This window comes from Citrobacter sp. R4, from assembly GCF_026719175.1.
In the GTDB taxonomy this organism is placed as follows: Bacteria; Pseudomonadota; Gammaproteobacteria; order Enterobacterales; family Enterobacteriaceae; genus Citrobacter_A; species Citrobacter_A sedlakii.
The window spans coordinates 129,417-150,294 of sequence record NZ_JAPPSU010000004.1; the positions used below are offsets into that span (position 1 = coordinate 129,417).

The following is a 20,878-nucleotide window of genomic DNA, read 5'->3' on the forward strand; positions in this document are numbered from 1 at the left end:
AAAAGCCCGGTGGCGCTTACCGGCCCTACGCGTAGCATGACGCGTAGGCCGGATAGCGCCATCCGGCTTTGTGTCTTACTGCATTCCCAGAAGCCCCGGCAGCCACAGCGAGATGGCGGGGATATAGGTCACCATTGCCAGCACCACCAGCAGCAGACCGTAGAAGGGCAGCATCGCCCGCACCACGTGTTCAATTTTCTGCTTACTTACCGCGCTGGCCACAAACAGCACCGACCCGACCGGTGGGGTAATCAGTCCAATCCCCAGGTTCACCATCATAATCATCCCGAAATGCACCGGATCGATCCCTAACGCATTGGTCACCGGCAACAGCACCGGCGTCAGGATCAGGATGATCGGCGCCATATCCATCAGCGTGCCAATCAGCAGCAGCATGATGTTGAGATACATCAGGATCACGTACTTATTATCGGAAAGCGAGGTGAAGAATTCGGTGATACGCATCGGCAACTGCATATAGGTCATCACCGCGCCAAACGCCGCGGCGAAGCCGATCAAAATCATCACGATAGTGACCGTTTTCACCGTCCGGCACATCAGTTTGGGCAGTTCATTCCACTGATAGTCACGGTAAATAAACATGGTGACGAAAAAAGCCCACAGGCAGGCCACCGCCGCCGATTCGGTGGCGGTAAAAATTCCCGACAATATACCGCCCAGAATGATCACTACCGTCATCAACCCCCACAGCGCGTCAATGAAGATTTTCACCGCCTGGCGAAACGGGATCCGTTCACCTTTCGGGTAGCCACGCTTACGCGCAAAACAGAGGCACAGCCCCATCAGACACAGCCCGAGCAGCAGCCCCGGCAACACCCCCGCGATAAACAACGTGGCGATAGAGACCGTCCCGCCCGCCGCCAGCGAGTAGATCACCGAGTTATGGCTCGGTGGAATCAAAATCGCCTGCACTGAACCGCTCGCGGTGACCGCCGCCGCGTACTCGCGCGGATAGCCCTTTTTCTCCATCTCCGGGATCATCACGCTACCGATGGACGCCGTATCCGCCACCGACGAGCCGGAAATCGCGCCGAAAAAGGTCGAGGCGACAATGTTCACCAGCGACAATCCGCCGCGAATAAAGCCGACGAACAGATAGGCAAAGTTGACCAGCCGCCGGGCGATTCCCCCTTCCGCCATGATCGCCCCGGCAAGAATAAAAAACGGGATCGCCAGCAGGGTGAACTTGTTGACCCCGCTGGTGATTTGGATCATCAGCGCTTCCAGCGGTAAATCGATCCACAGCGCGCCCGCAACGGCGCTCAGGCCGACGGCAAAGGCCACTGGCATGCCCAGCGCCAGCAAAATGGCGAGGGTGAATAACAAGATAAAGGCGTCCATTGTTCACCCCTTAACCGTGGTTGCCGATCGTCACGACCGGACGGTGTTCCTGTGAGCCAAAGAACAGGCGCTCAAGGACGAAGAAAATCAGAATTGCCGAACCGATGGGCAGCGGCAGGTAGCTTTCACCCGACGTCAGTATTGGGAATTCCGCCACTGGCTGCTCCCACAGCTCGACGCACAGCAGATAGCTGTACCAGAACATGATCAGCGAAATCAGCAGCATCAACAGATCCACCACCCGTGCGCAGGCGGTTTTCAGCACCGGCGGCAGACGGTCGGTCAGCATGTTCACCGCGATGTGCGATCCGGCGCGGTAGCCCACCGCCGCGCCGATAAAGGTAAAGGTCACCATGCAAATAATGGCGATCGGTTCCGGCCATGACTCCCCGCGATTCAGCACATAGCGCGAGAAGATGCCGATGGGGATGACGGTGGTCATCACCAGCAGCGACACCCCCGCCACGGCCATCGCCAGCAGGTACAGGCGATCCATCCACTTCAGGTACAGTTCGGACATATTTCCTCCGCAACGGGGTGGGATCACTTCACAGCCGCGATAGCGTTCATCAGATCCTGATGTTTTTCGCCATATTGCGCGCGTACCGGCTCCGTGGCTTTCACAAACACCGCCTTGTCGATGTCATGGAACTGGACGCCGCCTGCCTTCATTTTTTCCAGCGCCTGCTGGTTATAGGCATCCCACAGCTTGCGCTGTTCAAACTGCGCTTCACGGGCGAGAGTGAGGAGTTTTTGCTGCTGGTCGGCGTTGAGCTTGTCCCATTTCACTTTCGAATAGAGCAGCATTTCTGGGGTGATAAAGTGCCCGCTGAGGGTGTAGTTTTTGGCGACCGGCAGGTAGTTATGGGCAATATAGGTGGGCGGATTGTTTTCCGCGCCGTCAATCACGCCGGTTTGCATGCCGCTATACACTTCGCTGACGCCCATCGCCACTGAGTTCGCCCCCATATCCTTCAATGTCGCCAGCGCGACCGGACTGCCCTGAACGCGGATCTTCATACCTTTCAAATCTTCCGGTTTCGCTACCGGATTTTTGGTGATCAAGTTGCGGGTACCGGAATCCATCCAGCCTAAAAAGACCAGCCGCGATTTCGGGTTAGCAGTGAGCTTGTCGCCGATCTGCTTCCCGATATCGCCGTCGATCACCTTGTGCATATGGTCTTCGTCGCGGAACACGTACGGTAGGGTAAAGACTTCGATATCGGGCAGAATTGCCGCAACCGGCGCCATCGAGACGCGAATCATATCGATCGCCCCCATTTGCGCCTGCTCAATCATCTGTTTTTCATCCCCGAGCACGCCACCCGGAAAAACTTTGATTTCCAGCTCGCCATTGGTTTGTTGTTTTAATTTCTCGCCCATCTGCTGCACCGCCACCACGTTCGGGTAGCCTTCGGGATGGACGTCGGCGGCTTTAATCGTTTGCGCAGAAACGGCGCAGGAAAAAGCAGACAGGCACAGCACGGCCAGTAACGGCTTGAGGGTCGTTTTCATTTCGTGAGCTCCAGGGTAGTGAGGTAAGCGTTAAAACAGTGTTTTAGTTTTGTACGCTTAAAAACTAGACTACGCCCTGAAAAGCGGAGGTGAAGCACCTCACAAAATTGTGAAGTTTTGAAACGATGGTTTAGAACTGTGATGTTTACATGATCTCGTTACGTTAAACGAGATGTAAACATCACAAGCTTTTATTCTTCAATATTATGATTTTTTAGGAATTCACGCCCTCTTTCAGATACGATGAAGGTCTGTCGAGAAGCTTCATAATCATTTATGACATCAACAAATCCTTCTTCTACTAAACGGTTCACGACTGTTGGTACATAACCGAATCCAGGTATATTTCGGGTCGACAGCACCCTATCCAGTACATACCAATTCCAGTCCCCCTCTTTCAGGGCCATAACTTTCAGAACGCCTAACTCAATTTTTGAAATCATTTATTAAAGCCTCCGGATGGAATAATTCTGCATCTGTGATTCTGTAATCTGCAAGGGTAGCCGCATGCGCATTATTCCAAAGTATATAACCGTCGAGCCCCTTAGGCTCTCCAGTCTCCCATCCTAAATTACAGTAACGCTGAAATTCTCGACATTCATGGGTGAAATAATTGAGGTCAACTTTCTCGGGTTTAATTTCACCTTTGTTTATCTTATATAACCGAGCAATCATTACATCATTAGCAGGATCATGTTGAAAACGAGAAATATGCTTTTCTACCGTAGCGATACCTGCGCTGTCAATGATGACGCCTTCAGTGGTCAGATACTCTATTGGTCCCCCGGCTAACTCGGGGTCAAAAGTGCGTCCTGTTACCGGACCCTTTGCCCCAGAATACTTCATTTTTTCAATTGCCGGAAACTTCATCCTCCCCATCATTAATCCAGCCATCAACGACGCGCCAGTAATCAATAAACCCTGGTTATCCATCAACTGGTTGTAGCCATCAGGCGCTTCTCCTCCCAGTTTTTTCGCTGTCTCTTCGAAGCCGTCGATATTCCCGTTATAAATCCCACCAGCAGCGAGAAGCCTACCGACAGACTTGCTATTCAACGTTGTTAACGCATTGACCGCCGTTTCATTTTTGACGGGTATAAACAAGCGGTTATAGTCAGCAGGGAACGCCAGATAGCCAAACTCCGTGTTAGCAATAAGATGTTTGCTGAGGATATATTCATAATTTACAACAATAGTTTCCGTATCTAAATTACCTGGCGAAAATAGATAATGGATACTTGATATGAAAACGCCTCGCAATTGAAGGTAATAATATTTCTCCCATCGGCCATAGGCATTGATGCGGTAGAAATAAAACTCCATATATAACTGTTCGTTATTATTAATCGCATTCGACAACAATGGTGTGCTTTTATCGATCAGTTTCTTGAAACTTAGCCCATGCTGTTGCGAACCATTACCGGTACTGGTAAGACTATTCGTGAGCGAAAAAACAAAAATTTCGTTCTCGTGACCGATTTGTCGACGGTTCCCAATTGAATCAGCGGTTCCACAACTGTCAGAAATAGCGCCTTGTTGTTCCCCTGCGATCGTCAGGTAAACAATATCACTCATTTCATCCCTTTATTACATGTTGAGGTAATACAACAGTGGCAACAATATCCCTGGAAATTAACTTTTACGCTGATAAAGAGATTCCGTATAGCGAAATAATAAATTTTTTCAATTTATCGGCAATAATAAGGATTATCTGACAGGATGAAATGCGTAATGTGAATAGAGTGGTTTAAATTATAGAAGGCGATTATTTTATCGGGACAGGTACAGCATGTCGCCGCTGCGGATAAAAGCCTTTGTCAGCGAGAGTAGCACGATCTGTTGAATACGGACGATGTGGAAGCACCGGAGCGTGCGCGCAATACGAAAGCATTTTTCGCGAAGCTCCCCCTTCGGGCCGTCCTGAAGGGGGTTCAAAACGCTCACGCGTTTTATCTGAGCCCGGCGCAGATTCAAAGCGGCAAATGATTTAGCCTTTACGCAGCAGATAACGATAGGGTAGCGCCTCGGTTTCCTGAGCCAGCAGTTCATGCTCCATAAAGGTACAGAAGCCGGGGATGTCGCGAGTGGTCGCCGGGTCGTCCGCCACTATCAGCAGCGTTTCGCCGCTCTGCATACCGCGGACGGTTTTACGTACCATCATCACCGGTTCCGGGCAGCGGAGCCCCTGGGCATCAAGAGTGTGGTCGGGAGAGGTAAACAGATCGCTCATGGTGGTCTCATATACATAAAAACCGCCGTAGTTTACGCCCTGTTGCGCGCTAAGCCAATCAGGTTAACGATTGCGTGAAAAACAACCATTGCAAAGTCCCGCTAAAGCAGTATCATGCGGCGGCTTTACCCGGTTTAAGACGCGTTATTGTCGCAGCCAGTTTACCTTAAGGGCAAAATGGCAAGGAAAATAGCGTGAAGCACGTATTGGGTTCCCTCACCCCAAAATTAAAAAGGTACAATATGACGTCGTTCTCTCAATCGCAGCGCGTAAAAGCGTTGTTCTGGCTATCGCTATTTCATCTGCTGGTGATCACCTCCAGTAATTATCTGGTTCAGCTTCCCATTACCATTTTTGGTTTTCATACCACATGGGGCGCATTCAGCTTTCCGTTTATCTTTCTCGCCACCGACCTGACCGTGCGTATTTTTGGCGCGCCGCTGGCCCGACGGATTATTTTTGCGGTGATGATCCCGGCGCTGCTGGTCTCTTATATTATCTCGTCGCTGTTTTACATGGGCGCCTGGCAAGGATTCGGCGCGCTGGCGCAGTTTAATTTGTTCGTCGCCCGTATCGCCGCCGCCAGCTTCATGGCTTACGCGCTGGGGCAGATCCTCGACGTGCATGTCTTTAACCGCCTGCGACAGAATCAGCGCTGGTGGCTGGCGCCAACCGCGTCCACGCTGTTTGGCAATATCAGTGATACCCTCGCGTTCTTCTTTATCGCGTTCTGGCGCAGCCCGGATGCGTTTATGGCCGAGCACTGGATGGAAATTGCCCTCGTCGACTACGGCTTCAAGGTGCTTATCAGCATGATTTTCTTCCTGCCGATGTACGGTGTGTTGCTGAATATGTTGCTGAAAAGACTGACAGATAAATCCGAAATCCCGGCAATGCAGACGAGTTAAAGGTTCGTTTTCCGAGTTGTGTTAAGATGAACCCATGAGCCGTTATGGCCGTTTATCGAAAGGAAGAAGTCAATGCGCAATCTGGTTAAATATGTCGGGATTGGCCTGCTGGTGATGGGGCTGGCGGCCTGTGATAATAGTGAGACGAAAGCGCCTGCAGACGGTGCGGCGGCAGAAAGCCAGGCCACCGGTCAGCCTATTACGCTGCTCGACGGTAAACTCAGTTTCTCCCTGCCCGCGGATATGACCGATCAAAGCGGTAAGCTGGGCACCCAGGCGAATAACATGCACGTTTACTCGGATTCAACCGGACAGAAAGCGGTGATTGTGATTGTTGGTGACAACACCAGCGAAGACCTGGCGGTGCTGGCGAAACGTCTGGAAGATCAACAGCGCGCCCGTGACCCGCAGTTGCAGGTGGTGACCAACAAATCCATCGAGCTGAAAGGCCACACGCTGCAGCAGTTAGACAGCATTATCTCCGCAAAAGGCCAGACGGCGTATTCCTCTGTCCTGTTGGGTAACGTCGATGACCAATTGCTGACTCTGCAAATCACACTGCCTGCGGACGATCAGCAGAAAGCACAAACCACAGCCGAGAACATCATCAATACGCTGGTTATCCAGTAACGTTCTACGCGGATGAAGCGGCCTCCTCAGACTCCTGCGGAGGCCGTTTTTTTAACCGCCACGTCAGCAACAGCGCAATGACCACCAGTCCCGCCGACGCAAGGTAGATCACCGGGACACCCGCCCAGCTCATCACCAGCCCCGCCAGCGGTCCCGTCACCCCAAGCGACAAATCCATAAAGACCGTATATGTCGCCAGCGCCGCCCCCTGATTCTGCTGCGGCACCGCCTTCACCGCCACCACGCCCAGCGCCGGGAACACCAGTGAGAAACCCATTCCCGCCAGCAGCACGCCGACTTTCGCCATCCACGGCATCATCGCCGCGCCGACCAGCAGCAGACCGACGATTTCGACGCTAAAGCAGATCATCGCCACGTTCAGCCCGCCCAGGCGGTTAATGCCGTTGGGAAACAGCAGCCGCGTCCCGACAAAAGCGCAGCTGAATAAGGTCAGCGCAAAGGCCGCGCCGTCCCAGCCTTTGGCGTCATAAAACAGAGTGATGAACGTGGCGATCACCCCGAATCCGGCGGATGCCAGCGCCAGCGCCATGCCGTACAGCCAGACGCGTCCCAGTACCGCGCGAAACGGCAGCGGTTTACCTTTGTTCGCTTTTACCGCCGGGCGCGGAATCGCCAGTAATACCGCCAGTAGCGCAACGCCCATGATGATCATCGCCAGTCCCTGCAGGCCGCCCCAGGCGTAAAACAGTACGCCAAGCGGCGCGCCCATCGCCATCGCGCCATACGTGACGATGCCGTTCCACGAAATAACCCGGCCAATATGCAGCGAACCGACAACGCCCACGCCCCACAGCGTCGATCCCGTACCGGCGAAGCTCTGCCCAATGCCCAGAATCACACGCCCCAGACACAGCAGCAGCAGACTGGCAACCGGCCACGGGCTGACGCTTGCGGCCAGAAAATAGCCCGCCCCGCTTAAAAAACAGCCGCACAGACCAAAAACGACGATTTTTTTCGGCCCGAGTAAATCGGCGTAGCGACCGGCATGAGGGCGGCTGAGCAAGGTAGCGAAATATTGCAGGCTGATAACCAGTCCCGCCCAGAACGCGCTAAATCCCATGACATCATGGACATAGCCGGGAAGTACCGCCAGCGGCAGGCCAATAGTGAGGTAGCTGGCAAAGTTAAACATGACAACAGAGACAATGCGCAGATTGAGGCGCAATCCAGTAAGCGCCGGGTCAGCGACAGGTTCGGGCATGGGGATCACCACGTTTTTACCACAGTGTTTCCCTTCTACCATGCAACGGCGGGAAAATCAGCATGAAGATTAGGATTATCGGCAGCAAGCCAGACGCTACACTTAATGAAAATCATAAACAGGACGTAACCATGACAACCCCCCAGCCCGACAAAACGGGTATGCATATTTTGCTCAAACTGGCTTCGCTGGTGGTGATCCTCGCCGGGATCCACGCTGCCGCCGATATTATTGTGCAACTGTTACTGGCGCTCTTTTTCGCTATCGTCCTTAACCCGCTGGTCACCTGGTTCGTGCGTCGCGGCATCAAACGACCCGTGGCGATTACCATTGTGGTGGTGGTGATGCTTATTGCCCTCACCGCGCTCATTGGCGTGCTCGCCGCGTCGATCAATGAATTTATCGCCATGCTGCCGAGCTACAATAAAGAGTTAACGCGCAAATTATTGTATCTGCAGGATATGATGCCTTTTCTCAATCTGCATATGTCGCCAGAGCGAATGCTACAGCGGATGGATTCGGAAAAACTCATGGCCTTCACGACCACCCTGATGACCGGGCTTTCCGGCGCGATGGCCAGCGTCGTGCTGCTGGTCATGACCGTGGTTTTTATGCTGTTTGAAGTCCGCCATGTACCTTACAAAATGCGTTTTGCCCTGAATAACCCTCAAATTCACATCGCGGGTCTGCACCGGGCATTGAAAGGAGTATCACACTATCTGGCGCTGAAAACGCTGCTTAGTCTGTGGACCGGGGTGATTATCTGGTTGGGTCTGGCGCTCATGGATATTCAGTTTGCATTGATGTGGGGCGTGCTGGCGTTTCTGCTGAACTACGTGCCCAATATTGGCTCGGTGATCTCCGCCGTTCCTCCTATGATTCAGGCACTGCTGTTTAATGGCCTCTATGAATGTTTCCTCGTCGGGGCGCTGTTTCTGGTGGTGCATATGGTGCTGGGCAACATGGTGGAGCCGCGCATGATGGGGCACCGTCTTGGCATGTCCACGCTGGTGGTATTTCTCTCATTGCTCATCTGGGGTTGGCTGCTCGGCCCGGTAGGTATGCTGCTCTCCGTACCGCTGACCAGCGTGTGTAAAATCTGGATGGAAACCACCAAAGGCGGCAGTAAACTGGCAATACTGCTTGGGCCGGGCCGTCCCAAAAATCGATTACCCGGCTAACGACGTTACCTACCAACCAGGGTAGTTTTATTCCCGGACGGGTGAACGTATTATAAGGCGCGCTTTTTGTTATCATCATGTTTCATTTAGCGCGCCGATGATCATAAAAAATAAAATAAATACTCTGCGTCAATGATTTTAAGGCAAGTCAATTCACTACGAAATTTCATTTAAGTAAGCGTTAATTGACTGATCTCATGCAGTACCGCAGGATATTTCCCGCCTGCATCGCATAATAATTACAGATTTTTCGTGACAATCCGCGAAAGTCATCATTTAAAATAAGCGGTATTATTGTTGCGTAAACCAATAAAGAAATGTGTTCGACGTTAATATAAATAGTTATTTTGATAGGGAGTTTTCATGAAGAAATACATTAAGTGGTTTGCGGCGATTGCCGTTGTGGGCGCCCTGGCAGGCTGCGCGCGTACTGCGCCAATCGATCAGGTTCACTCAACCGTGAGCGCAGGCCACACGCAGGATCAGGTTAAAAATGCGATCCTGAAAGCGGGCATCCAGCGTAAATGGATCATGAACGAAGCGGGTCCGGGCGTGATCAAAGCGCGCCAGCAGTCTCGCGACCACGTGGCGGAAGTACGAATCACCTATACCGCGACCAGCTACGATATCAAATACGACAGCAGCCTCAATCTGCAGGCGTCTGGCGGCAAAATTCATAAAAACTACAACCGCTGGGTACGTAACCTGGATAAAGACATTCAGCTGAATCTGTCTGCCGGCGCGGGTCTGTAATTCAAAAAAATTCAATTCGGGCCGTTTTGGCCCGATAACCTTATCATTACCCTTTTAACAGGTTGTGCTCGCCATGTACGAACAGGACTCTCTCAGCGCACTGGATGCGATTACTGAAGCGCAGCGTATCGCCTTCGCCCCGATGCTATTTCAAACCGCGCTGTGTCTGCGAAATACTGGCGTGCTGGCCTGGCTTGATAGCCAGCGAAAAAATGGGGCGACCCTTGCCGAGATAACCGAAAATAGCCAGATAAATGAATATGCGGCCAGCGTACTGCTGGATATGGGATTAAGCGGACGTATTCTTACCTATAAAGAGGGACGGTATTATCTGGGAAAAATCGGACATTTCCTTTTGCACGACACCATGACCCGCGTAAATATGGATTTCACGCAGGACGTCTGTTATCAGGGGCTGTTCTTTTTAGAGAACGCACTGAAAGAGGGGAAACCGTCAGGATTAAAAGTATTTGGCGACTGGCCAACGATTTATCCGGCGTTATCCCAATTGCCGCCATCGGCGCGTGAAAGCTGGTTCGCCTTCGATCACTACTACTCAGACGGGGCATTTGACGCGGCGCTGCCGCTGATATTCGCCAGCCGTCCTGCAACCCTGTACGATGTAGGTGGAAATACGGGTAAATGGGCGATCCGCTGCTGCCGCTACGACGAAAATATCGCGGTAACCCTATTAGATTTGCCACAACAAATTGCACTTGCCCGCGAAAATATCGAAAATGCAGGATTATCTCATCGCATCGACTTTCATGCGGTAGATATGCTTGGCGATGCGCCTTTACCTACAGAGGCCGATATCTGGTGGATGAGTCAATTTCTGGACTGCTTCTCACCCGAACAAATTGTCGCCCTGCTCAGCAACGTTGCACGCGTCATGAAACCCGGTGCAAGGCTGTGCGTAATGGAGCTGTTCTGGGATGCACAGCGCTTTGAAGCCGCTTCATTCAGTCTGAATGCGTCTTCGCTCTATTTTACCTGCATGGCGAACGGCAACAGCCGCTTCTACAGCGCAGAAAAATTTTATGGCTATCTGGACATGGCAGGGTTCCAGGTAGAAGCACGCCACGACAATTTAGGCGTTGGGCATACCTTACTGATATGCCAAAAGAAAAAATAACAAAGTAGCGTCACCACGCTACAGGAATCACCGGTTTACCGCGGACGCGCGTTGATGAAATTCTCTTTAAACATGACCGACTGGCGGGCGATGGCGCCAGGGCTCAGCGAAGCTAATCAGTGGCTGCAATGGTCACGGCATTCGCACGCCATCGATCCGGGCGCGGCGCAAGGCAAGTTAAGCGAGCTGCCGATGATGACCGCTCGCCGCCTCAGCTCCGGCAGCAAACTCGCCGTAGAGTGCGGACTGACGATGCTGCGCCGTCACGCTATCGACGCGGTGCTGTATACCAGTCGTCACGGCGAACTGGAGCGCAATTATCGCATTCTGCACGCACTGGCGAACGAACAGGCGCTTTCACCGACCGACTTCGCCCTGTCGGTGCATAACTCCGCCGTCGGCAATCTGACTATCGCGGCCAAACAGCCTGTCGTCTCTTCCTCGCTCTCCGCGGGTCGTGACACTTTCCAGCAGGGTCTGTGTGAAGTGATTTGCCTTTTGCAGGCGGGTTACCAACGGATATTGCTGGTTGATTTCGACGGATTTCTCCCCGAATTTTACCATCCGCACCTGGCGGAAAACATGCCGACCTGGCCCTACGCGGTCGCGCTGGTATGCGAAGCAGGCGGTGACTGGCACTGCCAGACCCGTCCGGCCCTTGCGGACGCGGAGACAACACTTCCGCAAAGCCTGCTGTTTTTACAGCACTTTTTACAAGACGCCAACGCCTTTACGATCCCCGGAGAGCGCATGCAATGGCACTGGAGCCGCGCATGAACGGCGTTTTCACCTCTCTGAACCGGCTATGGCGCATCGCTATGACCGGCTTCTGCTTCGCCCTCTTTGGCCTCGGCGGCCTGCTGCTTTCTGTCGTCTGGTTTAACGTTCTGTTAGTTTTCGTGTGGGATAATTCCCGGCGTCGCCGCATTGCCAGGCGCAGCATTTCCGCCAGCTTCCGTCTCTTTTTAACGGTGACGCGGGTGCTTGGCGTGCTGGACTATCGCATGGAAGGGGTGGACATTTTGCGTCAGGAACGCGGATGTCTGGTGGTCGCTAATCACCCCACGCTCATTGATTACGTGCTGCTGGCCTCCGTGATGCCCGAAACGGACTGTCTGGTTAAAAGCGCGCTGCTGACGAACCCTTTCCTTAGCGGCGTCGTGCGTGCCGCCGACTATCTGGTTAACAGCCAGGCGGACGCGCTGTTGCCCGCCAGCCAGCAGCGGCTGGCGCAGGGCGACACCATTTTGATCTTCCCCGAAGGGACCCGCACAAAACCCGGTGAAACCATGACGCTACAGCGTGGTGCCGCCAATATCGCCGTGCGCTGTCACAGCGATTTACGGGTCGTGACGATCCACTGTAGCGAGCGGATGCTCGATAAAGAGAGTAAATGGTATCAGGTTCCGCCCTGCAAACCGCTGTTCACCATTGAGGTGCGAGAGCGCGTGAAGATCAACCAGTTTTATGACGCAGACTCACAAGAACCGGCGCTGGCGGCAAGACAGCTAAACCGGCATCTTTTACTTAAATTACAACCAGGTACGTTACCTCTCTCAGGAATTAATGATGCAAGCGCTTTATCCGGAAATTAAACATCTCATCATCACCACGCTGAATCTGGACGAGCTGTCGGCAGACGACATCGACACCGAGGCGGCGCTGTTTGGCGACGGCCTGGGGCTGGATTCAATCGATGCTCTGGAGCTGGGGCTGGCGGTTAAAAATCAGTACGGCGTGGTGCTCTCTGCGGAAAGTGAAGAAATGCGCCAGCACTTCTTCTCCGTCGCCACGCTGGCGTCCTTCATTCACGCGCAACGTGCCTGAGGAGAACCGTGATGACCGAACAACAAGCCATTTACGACGAAGTCTCCGCGCTGCTGGTCAAACTGTTTGAAATTGACCCGGAGGATATCAAGCCTGAGGCGCGACTGTACGAAGATCTGGAACTGGACAGTATCGACGCCGTCGACATGATTGTGCACCTGCAGAAAAAAACCGGTAAGAAAATCAAGCCGGAAGAATTCAAAGCGGTGCGCACCGTGCAGGATGTCGTTGACGCCGTAGAACGTCTGCTGAAAGAAGCGTAATCGCCATGTCGGGCGCACGCGCGCTGCCTGGCGTCAAGCTGCTGACGGGCATGTTATTGCTCGCCTGGCCGTTTCTTATCTGGTTTGGGCTGGCGCATAACAGCCTGCGTTGGTTACTTCCGCTGATGGCGCTGCTGCTGTTTCTGCGCTTTCGCCAGACCCGGCGACAGGCGGGTCCCCTGCGCGTAGTGACCCAGGTGGTTGCCGTGGCCGGGATCGCCCTGTGCGTCGGCAGCGCCCTGCTGAAAACCCATCAGCTGCTGCTTTTTTATCCGGTGGTGGTGAACAGCGTCATGCTCGCGGTGTTTGGCGGTTCGCTGTGGACGTCAATGCCGCTTGTCGAACGGCTGGCAAGACTGCGCGACCCGCAGTTGCCAGACGCTGCGGTACGCTATACCCGCCGGGTGACGCAAATCTGGTGCGTCTTTTTCATTCTTAACGGCAGCATCGCGCTCTTTACCGCGATTTATGGCGATATGACGCTATGGACGGCCTGGAACGGCATGATTGCCTATCTGCTGATGGGCGCGCTGATGGCGGGCGAATGGCTGGTTCGCCGTCAGATGATTAAACGAGATCCCCGATGAAGCAAACCCTGACGCTTGCCGAGTGGCTCACCGCGCCGCGTCCCGCACAAACGCCGATTGCCTGGCAGGACGACTTTACCTGGACGCTGGGCCATCTGCGCCACGACGTCGCCCACCTGATAGCGCAGTTGCGCCAACAGCCGGGCGCTCGCTGGGCGCTGTGCTTTGAAAACAGCTATCTGTTTATCGTCGCGTTACTCGCCACCCTGCATGCGGGCAAAACGCCGGTCATTCCCGGACATAGCCGCGTTTCATTGCTCGACGAGCAGCGTGCCTTGTTTGACGGCGTACTGAGCGACAAAACCCTTGGCTGGCAAGGCACGCTACGGGTTGTCAGCACCGCGAAAACCCTTCGCGACGAGGCTTTCACCTTCCCGCCCGTCCCTGAAGACGCTTACGTGGAACTGTTTACCTCTGGCTCTACCGGCCAGCCGAAACGCATCGTGAAGCCCATCGCTTGTCTTGACCGCGAAGCCGGACTGCTGGCGGCGCGTTTCGCTGAAAGGCTGGCGGGCTGTCGCATCGTGGCCTCCGTTGTGCCGCAGCATCTGTACGGCCTGACGTTCCGCATCTTCCTGCCGATGGCCCTTAGCCTGCCGCTACATGCGGCCATGCTCTGGTACGCCGAGCAGCTTGCGGCGCTGGACCATCAACATCGTTACGCGTTTATCAGCAGTCCGGCGTTTTTAAAGCGCCTCGATGCCCAGCTTACGCCGCCGCCGGTGTCGATGCTCCTCTCCGCGGGCGGCATGCTGCCCTGGCAGGACGTCACCCAAACTGCCGCCTGGCTCAACGTCTGGCCGGATGAAATTTACGGCAGTACCGAAACCGGCATCCTCGCCTGGCGCTACCGCCAGCAGGATGACGTCAGTTGGTTGCCCTTTCCTGGTATACGGTTTATGCCAGAAGCCGAAGGATATCGCGTATTTTCGCCGCTGATCGCCGACGATAAAGGATTAGCGCTCGACGACATTCTGCAGTTCGAGGCGAACGGGCAGTTCCGACTGATGGGACGCCGGGGCCGGGTGGTTAAAATCGAAGAAAAACGGATATCCCTCAGCGAAGTCGAACAACGCCTGCTGTCGCTGGAAGGCGTCCGCGAAGCCGCCGCATTGGCCCTGAACCGTGGCGGTCGCCAGGGCGTGGGCGTGCTACTGGTGCTGGAGGACGAGGCCCGCGCGCGCTGGCAGCGCAGCGGCAAAGCGCAGGAACTTAACTGGCGACGCGCCTTGCTGCCGTGGCTGGAGCCGGTTGCCGTCCCTCGTTACTGGCGGGTGATCGACGAGATCCCGGTCAACAGTATGAATAAGCGTGTCTATGCGCAACTACAGGAGTTATTTCATGAAACCCCATGAAATTGAGCGCCATCAGGCACAGCCGCACCAGATTGAGATCGTACTGCATCTCGACCCGTCCCTGTTCTGGTTTCGCGGTCATTTTGCCGTGCAGCCGCTGCTGCCCGGCGTGGCGCAGATGGACTGGGTGATGCACTACGCCACTACCCTGCTCGCCCCCGGCTGGCGCTTTCACAGCATACAAAACGTCAAATTCCAGGCGCCGCTGCTGCCTGACAGCACCGTCACGCTCACGTTGAACTGGCAGGAAGCGCGCCAGATCCTGGCGTTCAGCTATCAGCGTCACGATGGTGAAGCCCGTCATACCGCCAGCAGCGGGAAGATACGGTTATGTCGTTGACCTTCTCCCCGTGCGTACTGATCCCCTGCTATAACCACGGCGCGATGATGGCGCAGGTGCTGGCGCGCCTGGAACCGTTCGGCCTGCCCTGCATCGTCGTGGATGACGGTAGCGACATGGCTACCCGGCAGGAGCTGGAGCGGCTGGCGGCACAAACCACCAACCTGACCTTGCTTCGCCTGGCGGAAAATGCCGGCAAGGGCGCGGCGGTGATCCGCGGTTTGCAGGCGGCGGCGCAGGCAGGGTTTACCCACGCCGTGCAGGTAGACGCCGACGGCCAGCACGCCATAGAGGATATCCCCAAACTGCTCGAAAGGGCGCAGACGCACCCGGACGCGCTGATTTCCGGGCAGCCTGTCTATGATGACTCTGTTCCCCGTTCGCGCCTGTACGGACGCTGGGTGACCCACGTCTGGGTGTGGATAGAAACCCTGTCGCTGCAACTGAAAGACAGCATGTGCGGCTTTCGCGTTTATCCGATCGCGCCCACGCTGAAGCTGGCCCAGCGCGTGACGCTCGGTCAGCGGATGGACTTCGACACCGAAGTCATGGTGCGCCTCTACTGGCAGGGTAACACCAGCTATTTTGTGCCGACCCGGGTGACCTACCCGGCAGACGGCCTGTCGCACTTCGACGCGCTGAAAGACAACTGCCGCATTTCGCTGATGCACACCCGGCTGTTCTTCGGCATGCTGCCGCGCATACCGTCGCTGCTGTTTCGCCGCCCATCCTCGCACTGGGCGCGTCAGGACGAAGTGAAAGGACTTTGGGGCATGCGTCTGATGCTGCTGGTCTGGCGGTTGTTGGGACGCAGGGCGTTTTCACTGCTGCTGTACCCGGTGATCGGCGTGTACTGGCTGACCGCCTCCCGCGCCCGACGCGCATCGCAAGACTGGATCGCCCGCGTACGCGAGCAGCTGACCGCGCGCCAGCAACCGGTACCGCGCAATCTGAACAGCTACCAGCACTTCCTGCGCTTTGGTCATGCGATGCTCGACAAAATCGCCAGCTGGCGCGGTGAACTGCATTTTGGTCGCGACGTGGTGTTCGCCCCTGGCGCGGAGGCGGCGCTTAACGTTGACGACCCTCGCGGCAAGCTGCTGCTGGCGTCGCATCTTGGCGATGTCGAAGCCTGTCGGGCGCTGGCGCAGCGTCAGGGCAGCAAAACTATCAATGCGCTGGTGTTCAGCGATAACGCCCAGCGCTTTAAACAGATCATGCAGGAGATGGCGCCGCAGGCCGGGCTAAACCTGATGCCGGTGACCGACATCGGCCCGGACACCGCCATTGCGCTTAAAGAGAAGCTGGAACGCGGCGAATGGATTGCCATCGTTGGCGACCGCATCGCGGTGAACCCGCAACGCGGCGGCGACTGGCGCGTCTGTTGGAGTGAATTTATGGGGCAGCCCGCGCCGTTTCCGCAGGGGCCATTTATTCTGGCGTCAATACTCCGCTGCCCGGTCGATCTCATCTTTGCCCTGCGCGAACAGAATACGCTGCGCGTGTACTGTGAGCCGTTCGCCGATCCGCTGGTCCTGCCGCGTGGCGATCGCCAGCGCGCTTTGCAGCATGCCATCGACCGCTACGCCGAACGCCTTGAGCATTACGCGCGCCAGTCGCCGCTCGACTGGTTTAATTTTTACGATTTCTGGCATCTGCCGGATGCCAAAAACAAGGAGTAAAGGGTGCTTAACGATCCCCGTTTTACGGCTGAAGTCGAGCTGACGATTCCGTTTCACGACGTCGATATGATGGGCGTGGCGTGGCACGGCAACTATTTCCGCTACTTCGAAATCGCCCGAGAAGCGCTGCTCAACCAGTTTGACTATGGCTACCGCCAGATGAAAGCCTCCGGCTATCTGTGGCCGGTGGTCGATACCCGCGTGAAGTACCGCAATCCGCTGACCTTCGAGCAGCGCATTCGCGTGCGCGCGCGTCTGGAGGAATTCGAAAACCGACTGCGTATCGGCTATGAAATTTTTGACGCCGAAACCGGTAAGCGCGCCACCACCGGTTACACCATTCAGGTAGCGTTAGAAGAAAAAAGCCGTGAAATGTGCTTCGTCAGCCCGGATATCCTGTTTGAACGCATGGGGGTGACGCCATGAGATTTTTGCCCCTGCTGGCCTTGCTCGTCAGCCCGTTCGTCAGCGCCCTGACGCTTGATGATTTACAGCAGCGCTTTACCGGGCAGCCGGTCGTACGCGCCCATTTTGATCAGACCCGCACGATAAAAGATCTGCCGCAGCCGCTGCGATCCCAGGGCCAGATGTTGATCGCCCGCGACCAGGGGTTGCTGTGGGATCAAACCGCGCCGTTCCCGATGCAGCTTCTGCTTGACGACAAACGGATGGTGCAGACCATCAACGGTCAGCCGCCGCAGACCATCACCGCCGACAATAATCCGCAGATGTTCCAGTTCAACCATCTGCTGCGCGCGCTGTTCAGAGCCGACCGCAAGGTGCTGGAGCAAAACTTCCGCGTTGACTTTACCGATGCAGGCGAAGGCCGCTGGTCGCTGCGCCTCACCCCGATCACCACGCCGCTGGATAAAATTTTCGCCACAATCGATCTCGCCGGAAATGCGTATCTGGAGCGAATTACGCTAAACGACAAACAGGGCGACCGCACGGACATTACGCTCTCCCAACACCAACTGACGCCCACACAACTGACCGATGACGAACGCCAACGCTTTGCCGCCCAGTAAACGCCCCGCGCTGTTATGGGGTTTTGCCTGCCTGCTGATGCTGGGCGTCTTGCTCACGCTGCTGCCCCAGGCGCGGCTGAACAGCAGCGTGCTGGCGATGCTGCCGAAACAGGCGCTGGGGACGATTCCGCCGACCCTGAACGACGGCTTTCTGCAGCGTCTGGACCGCCAGTTGGTCTGGCTGGTCAGCCCCGGCAAACAGGCCGACCCGCAGGTGGCGCAGGCGTGGCTGACGCTGCTTAAACAATCGCAGGCGCTGGCGGAGGTGAAAGGCCCGATGGACGCCGACAGCCAGCAGGCGTGGGGCGCGTTCTTCTGGCAGCACCGCAACGGCCTTGTGGATCCCGACACCCGCGCGCGCCTGCAAAACGGCGGCGAGGCGCAGGCGCAGTGGATCCTGTCTCAACTCTATTCCGCATTTTCCGGCGTGAGCGGTAAAGAGCTGCAAAACGATCCGCTGATGTTGATGCGCGGTTCGCAGCTGGCGATGGCGAAAAACGGTCAACGCCTGCGGCTGATGGACGGCTGGCTGGTGGCGCAAGACGCGCAGGGGAATTACTGGTACCTGCTGCACGGTGAACTGGCTGGCTCCTCGTTTGACATGCAGCAGACGCACCGGCTGGTGACCACACTCAACGCGCTGGAAAACGACCTGAAAGCACGCTATCCGCAGGCGCAGCTGCTGTCGCGGGGAACCGCGTTCTACAGCGACTATGCCAGCCAACAGGCGAAGCAGGATGTTTCGACCCTCGGCGTGGCGACGGTGCTGGGCGTGCTGCTGCTGATTGTCGCGGTGTTCCGCTCCTTGCGTCCGCTGTTGCTGTGCGTGATCTCCATCAGCATCGGCGCGCTGACGGGCAGTGTGGTCACCCTGCTTCTCTTTGGCGAACTGCACCTGATGACGCTGGTGATGAGCATGAGCATCATCGGCATTTCCGCCGACTACACGCTCTATTATCTGACCGAACGTATGGTACATGGCGCAGACGCTACGCCGTGGCAAAGCCTCGGCAAAGTGCGCAACGCCCTGCTGCTGGCGCTGCTGACCACTGTGGCGGCGTATTTGATCATGATGCTCGCGCCGTTCCCCGGCATACGCCAGATGGCCGTCTTCGCCGCCGTGGGGCTTTCCGCCTCATGCCTGACGGTGATCTTCTGGCATCCGTGGCTGTGCCGCGGTTTGCCGGTGCGACCGGTACCGGCGATGGTACTGATGCTGCGCTGGCTTGCCGCCTGGCGCCGTAACAAGGCGCTTTCCGTGGGGTTCCCGCTGGCGCTCGCCGTCTTCTCGCTGGCCGGACTGGCAACCCTGCGCGTCGATGATGACATTTCGCAGTTGCAGGCGCTGCCGCAGACCCTTCTGGCGCAGGAAAAAGCGATTACCGCGCTGACAGGCCAGAGCGTCGACCAGAAGTGGTTTGTGGTTTACGGTGACTCCGCCCAGCAGACGCTGGAGCGGCTGGAAGCCTTCCTCCCCGCGCTGGAACAGGCTAAAAAAGAAGGACTGATTGACCACTACCGCAGCATTCCGCTCAATTCGCTGGCGCGCCAGCAGCAGGATCTCGACTTGCTGAAAAACGCCGCGCCTGCCGTTACCCGAAGCCTGAACCACGCCGGACTGGCGACGGTTACGCCGGACCTTAACGCCATGCCGGTGACGGTGGACGCCTGGCTTGCCAGTCCGGCAAGCGAAGGCTGGCGCCTTTTGTGGCTGACGCTGAAGGACGGCGAAAGCGGCGTGCTGGTGCCGGTTGAAGGGGTCAGACAGAGCGCAGCGCTGAACGCTCTTGGCGAGCGGTATTCCGGCGTGGCGTGGGTGGATCGGAAAAGCGCCTTTGATGCGCTGTTCGCGCTGTATCGCCACATACTGAGCGGTCTGCTGTTTGTCGCGCTGGCGGTAATCGCCTGCGGCGCGATAGCCCGGCTCGGCTGGCGAAAAGGACTTATCAGCCTGGTGCCCTCGGTACTCTCGCTCGGCTGCGCCCTGGCGGTGCTGTCGCTGAGCGGCTATGCGGTCAATCTGTTTTCCCTGCTGGCGCTGGTGCTGGTGCTGGGCATTGGCATTAACTACACCCTGTTTTTCAGTAATCCGCGCGGTACGCCGTTGACCTCGCTGCTGGCGATAACGCTGGCGATGCTAACCACGCTATTGACGCTTGGCATGCTGGTGTTTAGCGCCACCCAGGCAATAAGCAGTTTTGGCATTGTGCTGGTGAGCGGTATTTTCACCGCATTCCTGCTTTCGCCGCTGGCGATGCCGTCGAAAAGAGAGAAGAAAAAACGATGATAAAACGTATTTTTGCCATGTTGCTTGGCGTGCTCATTCTGACCGGCTGTAGCCACTCCCCCAGGGAGCAGGAAGGCCGTCCGCAGGCGTGGCTGGAACCCGGCGTGCGGGTCACGCTGCCTGCGCCGGGCATCTCTCCGGCGGTAAATTCCCAGCAGTTGCTTACCGGCAGCTTTGACGGCAAAACCCAGTCGCTGCTGGTGATGCTCAACGCCGACAATAAAAAAATTACCCTTGCAGGCTTGTCGTCCGTCGGCATTCGGCTGTTTCTGGTCACCTACGATGAAAAAGGACTGCATACCGAGCAGTCCATCGTGGTACCGCAATTGCCGCCAGCCAGCCAGGTGTTGGCGGACGTGATGCTGAGCCACTGGCCTGTCAGCGCCTGGCAGCCACAGTTACCGGAAGGCTGGACGTTAACAGACACTGGCGACAAGCGTGAACTGCGCAACGCGCGCGGCAGGCTGGTCACTGAAATCAGCTACCTGAACCGTAACGGGAAGCGCGAGCCGATCGGCATTGAACAGCACGTCTTTAAATACCACATCACCATTCAATATTTAGGTGGCTGAG

The 20,878-nt window shown here is 56.1% G+C and carries 24 protein-coding genes; 17 read left to right on the plus strand and 7 right to left on the minus strand.

Annotated features, from left to right (window positions below; all coding sequences use genetic code 11):
- Positions 1 to 75 precede the first annotated feature (75 nt).
- The 6 genes from OOJ60_RS11275 to tusA form a co-directional block, all read right to left on the minus strand.
- Complete coding sequence (locus OOJ60_RS11275; protein WP_060570183.1) at positions 76 to 1,362, minus strand: TRAP transporter large permease; 1,287 nt, start codon at positions 1,360 to 1,362, stop codon at positions 76 to 78.
- A 10-nt stretch (positions 1,363 to 1,372) separates the two neighbouring features.
- Positions 1,373 to 1,882 carry a TRAP transporter small permease gene (locus OOJ60_RS11280; protein WP_060570184.1) on the minus strand — a complete coding sequence of 170 codons (510 nt, stop codon included), beginning with the start codon at positions 1,880 to 1,882 and terminating at the stop codon, positions 1,373 to 1,375.
- 23 nt (positions 1,883 to 1,905) lie between these two features.
- Positions 1,906 to 2,877, minus strand: a complete 972-nt coding sequence (locus OOJ60_RS11285) for a TRAP transporter substrate-binding protein (protein ID WP_181822391.1) — start codon at positions 2,875 to 2,877, stop codon at positions 1,906 to 1,908.
- A gap of 191 nt (positions 2,878 to 3,068) precedes the next feature.
- Complete coding sequence (locus OOJ60_RS11290) at positions 3,069 to 3,320, minus strand: hypothetical protein (protein WP_060570186.1); 252 nt, start codon at positions 3,318 to 3,320, stop codon at positions 3,069 to 3,071.
- Positions 3,304 to 4,452, minus strand: a complete 1,149-nt coding sequence (gene tssD, locus OOJ60_RS11295; RefSeq protein WP_205612570.1) for a type VI secretion system tube protein TssD — start codon at positions 4,450 to 4,452, stop codon at positions 3,304 to 3,306. The genes OOJ60_RS11290 and tssD overlap by 17 nt, the downstream gene beginning before the upstream one ends.
- Before the next feature lie 412 nt (positions 4,453 to 4,864).
- Positions 4,865 to 5,107 (minus strand): sulfurtransferase TusA, encoded by a 243-nt coding sequence (gene tusA, locus OOJ60_RS11300; protein WP_042286560.1) that lies wholly within the window; start codon positions 5,105 to 5,107, stop codon positions 4,865 to 4,867.
- 242 nt (positions 5,108 to 5,349) lie between these two features.
- Here tusA and OOJ60_RS11305 point away from each other — a divergent pair, with 242 nt between their 5' ends.
- Positions 5,350 to 6,015 (plus strand): 7-cyano-7-deazaguanine/7-aminomethyl-7-deazaguanine transporter, encoded by a 666-nt coding sequence (locus OOJ60_RS11305; RefSeq protein ID WP_042286562.1) that lies wholly within the window; start codon positions 5,350 to 5,352, stop codon positions 6,013 to 6,015.
- A 72-nt stretch (positions 6,016 to 6,087) separates the two neighbouring features.
- Positions 6,088 to 6,645 (plus strand): DcrB family lipoprotein, encoded by a 558-nt coding sequence (locus OOJ60_RS11310; protein WP_042286564.1) that lies wholly within the window; start codon positions 6,088 to 6,090, stop codon positions 6,643 to 6,645.
- 4 nt (positions 6,646 to 6,649) lie between these two features.
- On the opposite strand, the gene OOJ60_RS11315 is transcribed toward OOJ60_RS11310, so the two are convergent.
- The gene (locus tag OOJ60_RS11315) at positions 6,650 to 7,909 is read right to left on the minus strand and encodes an MFS transporter (RefSeq protein ID WP_205612571.1); all 1,260 of its coding nucleotides are present in this window, start codon (positions 7,907 to 7,909) and stop codon (positions 6,650 to 6,652) included.
- A gap of 89 nt (positions 7,910 to 7,998) precedes the next feature.
- Here OOJ60_RS11315 and OOJ60_RS11320 point away from each other — a divergent pair, with 89 nt between their 5' ends.
- The 15 genes from OOJ60_RS11320 (at position 7,999) to OOJ60_RS11390 (ending at position 20,877) form a co-directional block, all read left to right on the plus strand.
- A complete protein-coding gene (locus OOJ60_RS11320; protein ID WP_042286945.1) occupies positions 7,999 to 9,048 on the plus strand; it encodes an AI-2E family transporter in 1,050 nt (349 codons plus the stop codon).
- Between the two features lie 375 nt (positions 9,049 to 9,423).
- Positions 9,424 to 9,801, plus strand: coding sequence for a hypothetical protein (locus tag OOJ60_RS11325; protein ID WP_131729044.1), 378 nt, complete (start codon positions 9,424 to 9,426; stop codon positions 9,799 to 9,801).
- A 73-nt stretch (positions 9,802 to 9,874) separates the two neighbouring features.
- Positions 9,875 to 10,936 carry a methyltransferase gene (locus OOJ60_RS11330; RefSeq protein ID WP_181822387.1) on the plus strand — a complete coding sequence of 354 codons (1,062 nt, stop codon included), beginning with the start codon at positions 9,875 to 9,877 and terminating at the stop codon, positions 10,934 to 10,936.
- Between the two features lie 54 nt (positions 10,937 to 10,990).
- Complete coding sequence (locus OOJ60_RS11335; RefSeq protein ID WP_205612572.1) at positions 10,991 to 11,713, plus strand: beta-ketoacyl synthase chain length factor; 723 nt, start codon at positions 10,991 to 10,993, stop codon at positions 11,711 to 11,713.
- Positions 11,692 to 12,531, plus strand: a complete 840-nt coding sequence (locus tag OOJ60_RS11340; protein WP_148365385.1) for a lysophospholipid acyltransferase family protein — start codon at positions 11,692 to 11,694, stop codon at positions 12,529 to 12,531. Before OOJ60_RS11335 ends, OOJ60_RS11340 begins: the two co-directional genes overlap by 22 nt.
- Positions 12,506 to 12,763 (plus strand): phosphopantetheine-binding protein, encoded by a 258-nt coding sequence (locus OOJ60_RS11345; RefSeq protein WP_205612648.1) that lies wholly within the window; start codon positions 12,506 to 12,508, stop codon positions 12,761 to 12,763. Before OOJ60_RS11340 ends, OOJ60_RS11345 begins: the two co-directional genes overlap by 26 nt.
- Positions 12,764 to 12,774: 11 nt before the next feature.
- Positions 12,775 to 13,026 carry an acyl carrier protein gene (locus OOJ60_RS11350; protein WP_042286585.1) on the plus strand — a complete coding sequence of 84 codons (252 nt, stop codon included), beginning with the start codon at positions 12,775 to 12,777 and terminating at the stop codon, positions 13,024 to 13,026.
- 5 nt (positions 13,027 to 13,031) lie between these two features.
- Positions 13,032 to 13,613, plus strand: a complete 582-nt coding sequence (locus OOJ60_RS11355) for a hypothetical protein (RefSeq protein ID WP_042286588.1) — start codon at positions 13,032 to 13,034, stop codon at positions 13,611 to 13,613.
- The gene (locus OOJ60_RS11360; RefSeq protein ID WP_205612573.1) at positions 13,610 to 14,968 is read left to right on the plus strand and encodes an AMP-binding protein; all 1,359 of its coding nucleotides are present in this window, start codon (positions 13,610 to 13,612) and stop codon (positions 14,966 to 14,968) included. The genes OOJ60_RS11355 and OOJ60_RS11360 overlap by 4 nt, the downstream gene beginning before the upstream one ends.
- The gene (locus OOJ60_RS11365) at positions 14,955 to 15,308 is read left to right on the plus strand and encodes an ApeI family dehydratase (RefSeq protein ID WP_042286593.1); all 354 of its coding nucleotides are present in this window, start codon (positions 14,955 to 14,957) and stop codon (positions 15,306 to 15,308) included. The genes OOJ60_RS11360 and OOJ60_RS11365 overlap by 14 nt, the downstream gene beginning before the upstream one ends.
- Positions 15,299 to 16,990, plus strand: coding sequence for a glycosyltransferase family 2 protein (locus OOJ60_RS11370; RefSeq protein ID WP_205612574.1), 1,692 nt, complete (start codon positions 15,299 to 15,301; stop codon positions 16,988 to 16,990). Before OOJ60_RS11365 ends, OOJ60_RS11370 begins: the two co-directional genes overlap by 10 nt.
- Positions 16,991 to 16,993: 3 nt before the next feature.
- The gene (locus tag OOJ60_RS11375; protein ID WP_205612575.1) at positions 16,994 to 17,416 is read left to right on the plus strand and encodes an acyl-CoA thioesterase; all 423 of its coding nucleotides are present in this window, start codon (positions 16,994 to 16,996) and stop codon (positions 17,414 to 17,416) included.
- The gene (locus OOJ60_RS11380; protein ID WP_042286603.1) at positions 17,413 to 18,018 is read left to right on the plus strand and encodes an outer membrane lipoprotein carrier protein LolA; all 606 of its coding nucleotides are present in this window, start codon (positions 17,413 to 17,415) and stop codon (positions 18,016 to 18,018) included. The genes OOJ60_RS11375 and OOJ60_RS11380 overlap by 4 nt, the downstream gene beginning before the upstream one ends.
- Positions 17,987 to 20,305 (plus strand): MMPL family transporter, encoded by a 2,319-nt coding sequence (locus OOJ60_RS11385; RefSeq protein WP_205612576.1) that lies wholly within the window; start codon positions 17,987 to 17,989, stop codon positions 20,303 to 20,305. Before OOJ60_RS11380 ends, OOJ60_RS11385 begins: the two co-directional genes overlap by 32 nt.
- A complete protein-coding gene (locus OOJ60_RS11390; protein ID WP_060570193.1) occupies positions 20,302 to 20,877 on the plus strand; it encodes a DUF3261 domain-containing protein in 576 nt (191 codons plus the stop codon). The genes OOJ60_RS11385 and OOJ60_RS11390 overlap by 4 nt, the downstream gene beginning before the upstream one ends.
- Position 20,878 lies beyond the last annotated feature (1 nt).

Coding starts and splice junctions, on each gene's coding strand:
- OOJ60_RS11370 (WP_205612574.1), top strand. CDS start 15,299: ATGTCGTTGACCTTCTCCCCGTGCGTACTGATCCCCTGCTATAACCAC.
- OOJ60_RS11290 (WP_060570186.1), bottom strand. CDS start 3,320: ATGATTTCAAAAATTGAGTTAGGCGTTCTGAAAGTTATGGCCCTGAAA.
- OOJ60_RS11345 (WP_205612648.1), top strand. CDS start 12,506: ATGCAAGCGCTTTATCCGGAAATTAAACATCTCATCATCACCACGCTG.
- OOJ60_RS11385 (WP_205612576.1), top strand. CDS start 17,987: ATGACGAACGCCAACGCTTTGCCGCCCAGTAAACGCCCCGCGCTGTTA.
- OOJ60_RS11360 (WP_205612573.1), top strand. CDS start 13,610: ATGAAGCAAACCCTGACGCTTGCCGAGTGGCTCACCGCGCCGCGTCCC.
- OOJ60_RS11310 (WP_042286564.1), top strand. CDS start 6,088: ATGCGCAATCTGGTTAAATATGTCGGGATTGGCCTGCTGGTGATGGGG.
- OOJ60_RS11390 (WP_060570193.1), top strand. CDS start 20,302: ATGATAAAACGTATTTTTGCCATGTTGCTTGGCGTGCTCATTCTGACC.
- OOJ60_RS11305 (WP_042286562.1), top strand. CDS start 5,350: ATGACGTCGTTCTCTCAATCGCAGCGCGTAAAAGCGTTGTTCTGGCTA.
- tssD (WP_205612570.1), bottom strand. CDS start 4,452: ATGAGTGATATTGTTTACCTGACGATCGCAGGGGAACAACAAGGCGCT.
- OOJ60_RS11315 (WP_205612571.1), bottom strand. CDS start 7,909: ATGGTAGAAGGGAAACACTGTGGTAAAAACGTGGTGATCCCCATGCCC.
- OOJ60_RS11350 (WP_042286585.1), top strand. CDS start 12,775: ATGACCGAACAACAAGCCATTTACGACGAAGTCTCCGCGCTGCTGGTC.
- OOJ60_RS11280 (WP_060570184.1), bottom strand. CDS start 1,882: ATGTCCGAACTGTACCTGAAGTGGATGGATCGCCTGTACCTGCTGGCG.
- OOJ60_RS11275 (WP_060570183.1), bottom strand. CDS start 1,362: ATGGACGCCTTTATCTTGTTATTCACCCTCGCCATTTTGCTGGCGCTG.
- OOJ60_RS11355 (WP_042286588.1), top strand. CDS start 13,032: ATGTCGGGCGCACGCGCGCTGCCTGGCGTCAAGCTGCTGACGGGCATG.
- OOJ60_RS11335 (WP_205612572.1), top strand. CDS start 10,991: ATGAAATTCTCTTTAAACATGACCGACTGGCGGGCGATGGCGCCAGGG.
- OOJ60_RS11340 (WP_148365385.1), top strand. CDS start 11,692: ATGGCACTGGAGCCGCGCATGAACGGCGTTTTCACCTCTCTGAACCGG.
- OOJ60_RS11365 (WP_042286593.1), top strand. CDS start 14,955: ATGAAACCCCATGAAATTGAGCGCCATCAGGCACAGCCGCACCAGATT.
- tusA (WP_042286560.1), bottom strand. CDS start 5,107: ATGAGCGATCTGTTTACCTCTCCCGACCACACTCTTGATGCCCAGGGG.
- OOJ60_RS11330 (WP_181822387.1), top strand. CDS start 9,875: ATGTACGAACAGGACTCTCTCAGCGCACTGGATGCGATTACTGAAGCG.
- OOJ60_RS11285 (WP_181822391.1), bottom strand. CDS start 2,877: ATGAAAACGACCCTCAAGCCGTTACTGGCCGTGCTGTGCCTGTCTGCT.
- OOJ60_RS11380 (WP_042286603.1), top strand. CDS start 17,413: ATGAGATTTTTGCCCCTGCTGGCCTTGCTCGTCAGCCCGTTCGTCAGC.
- OOJ60_RS11320 (WP_042286945.1), top strand. CDS start 7,999: ATGACAACCCCCCAGCCCGACAAAACGGGTATGCATATTTTGCTCAAA.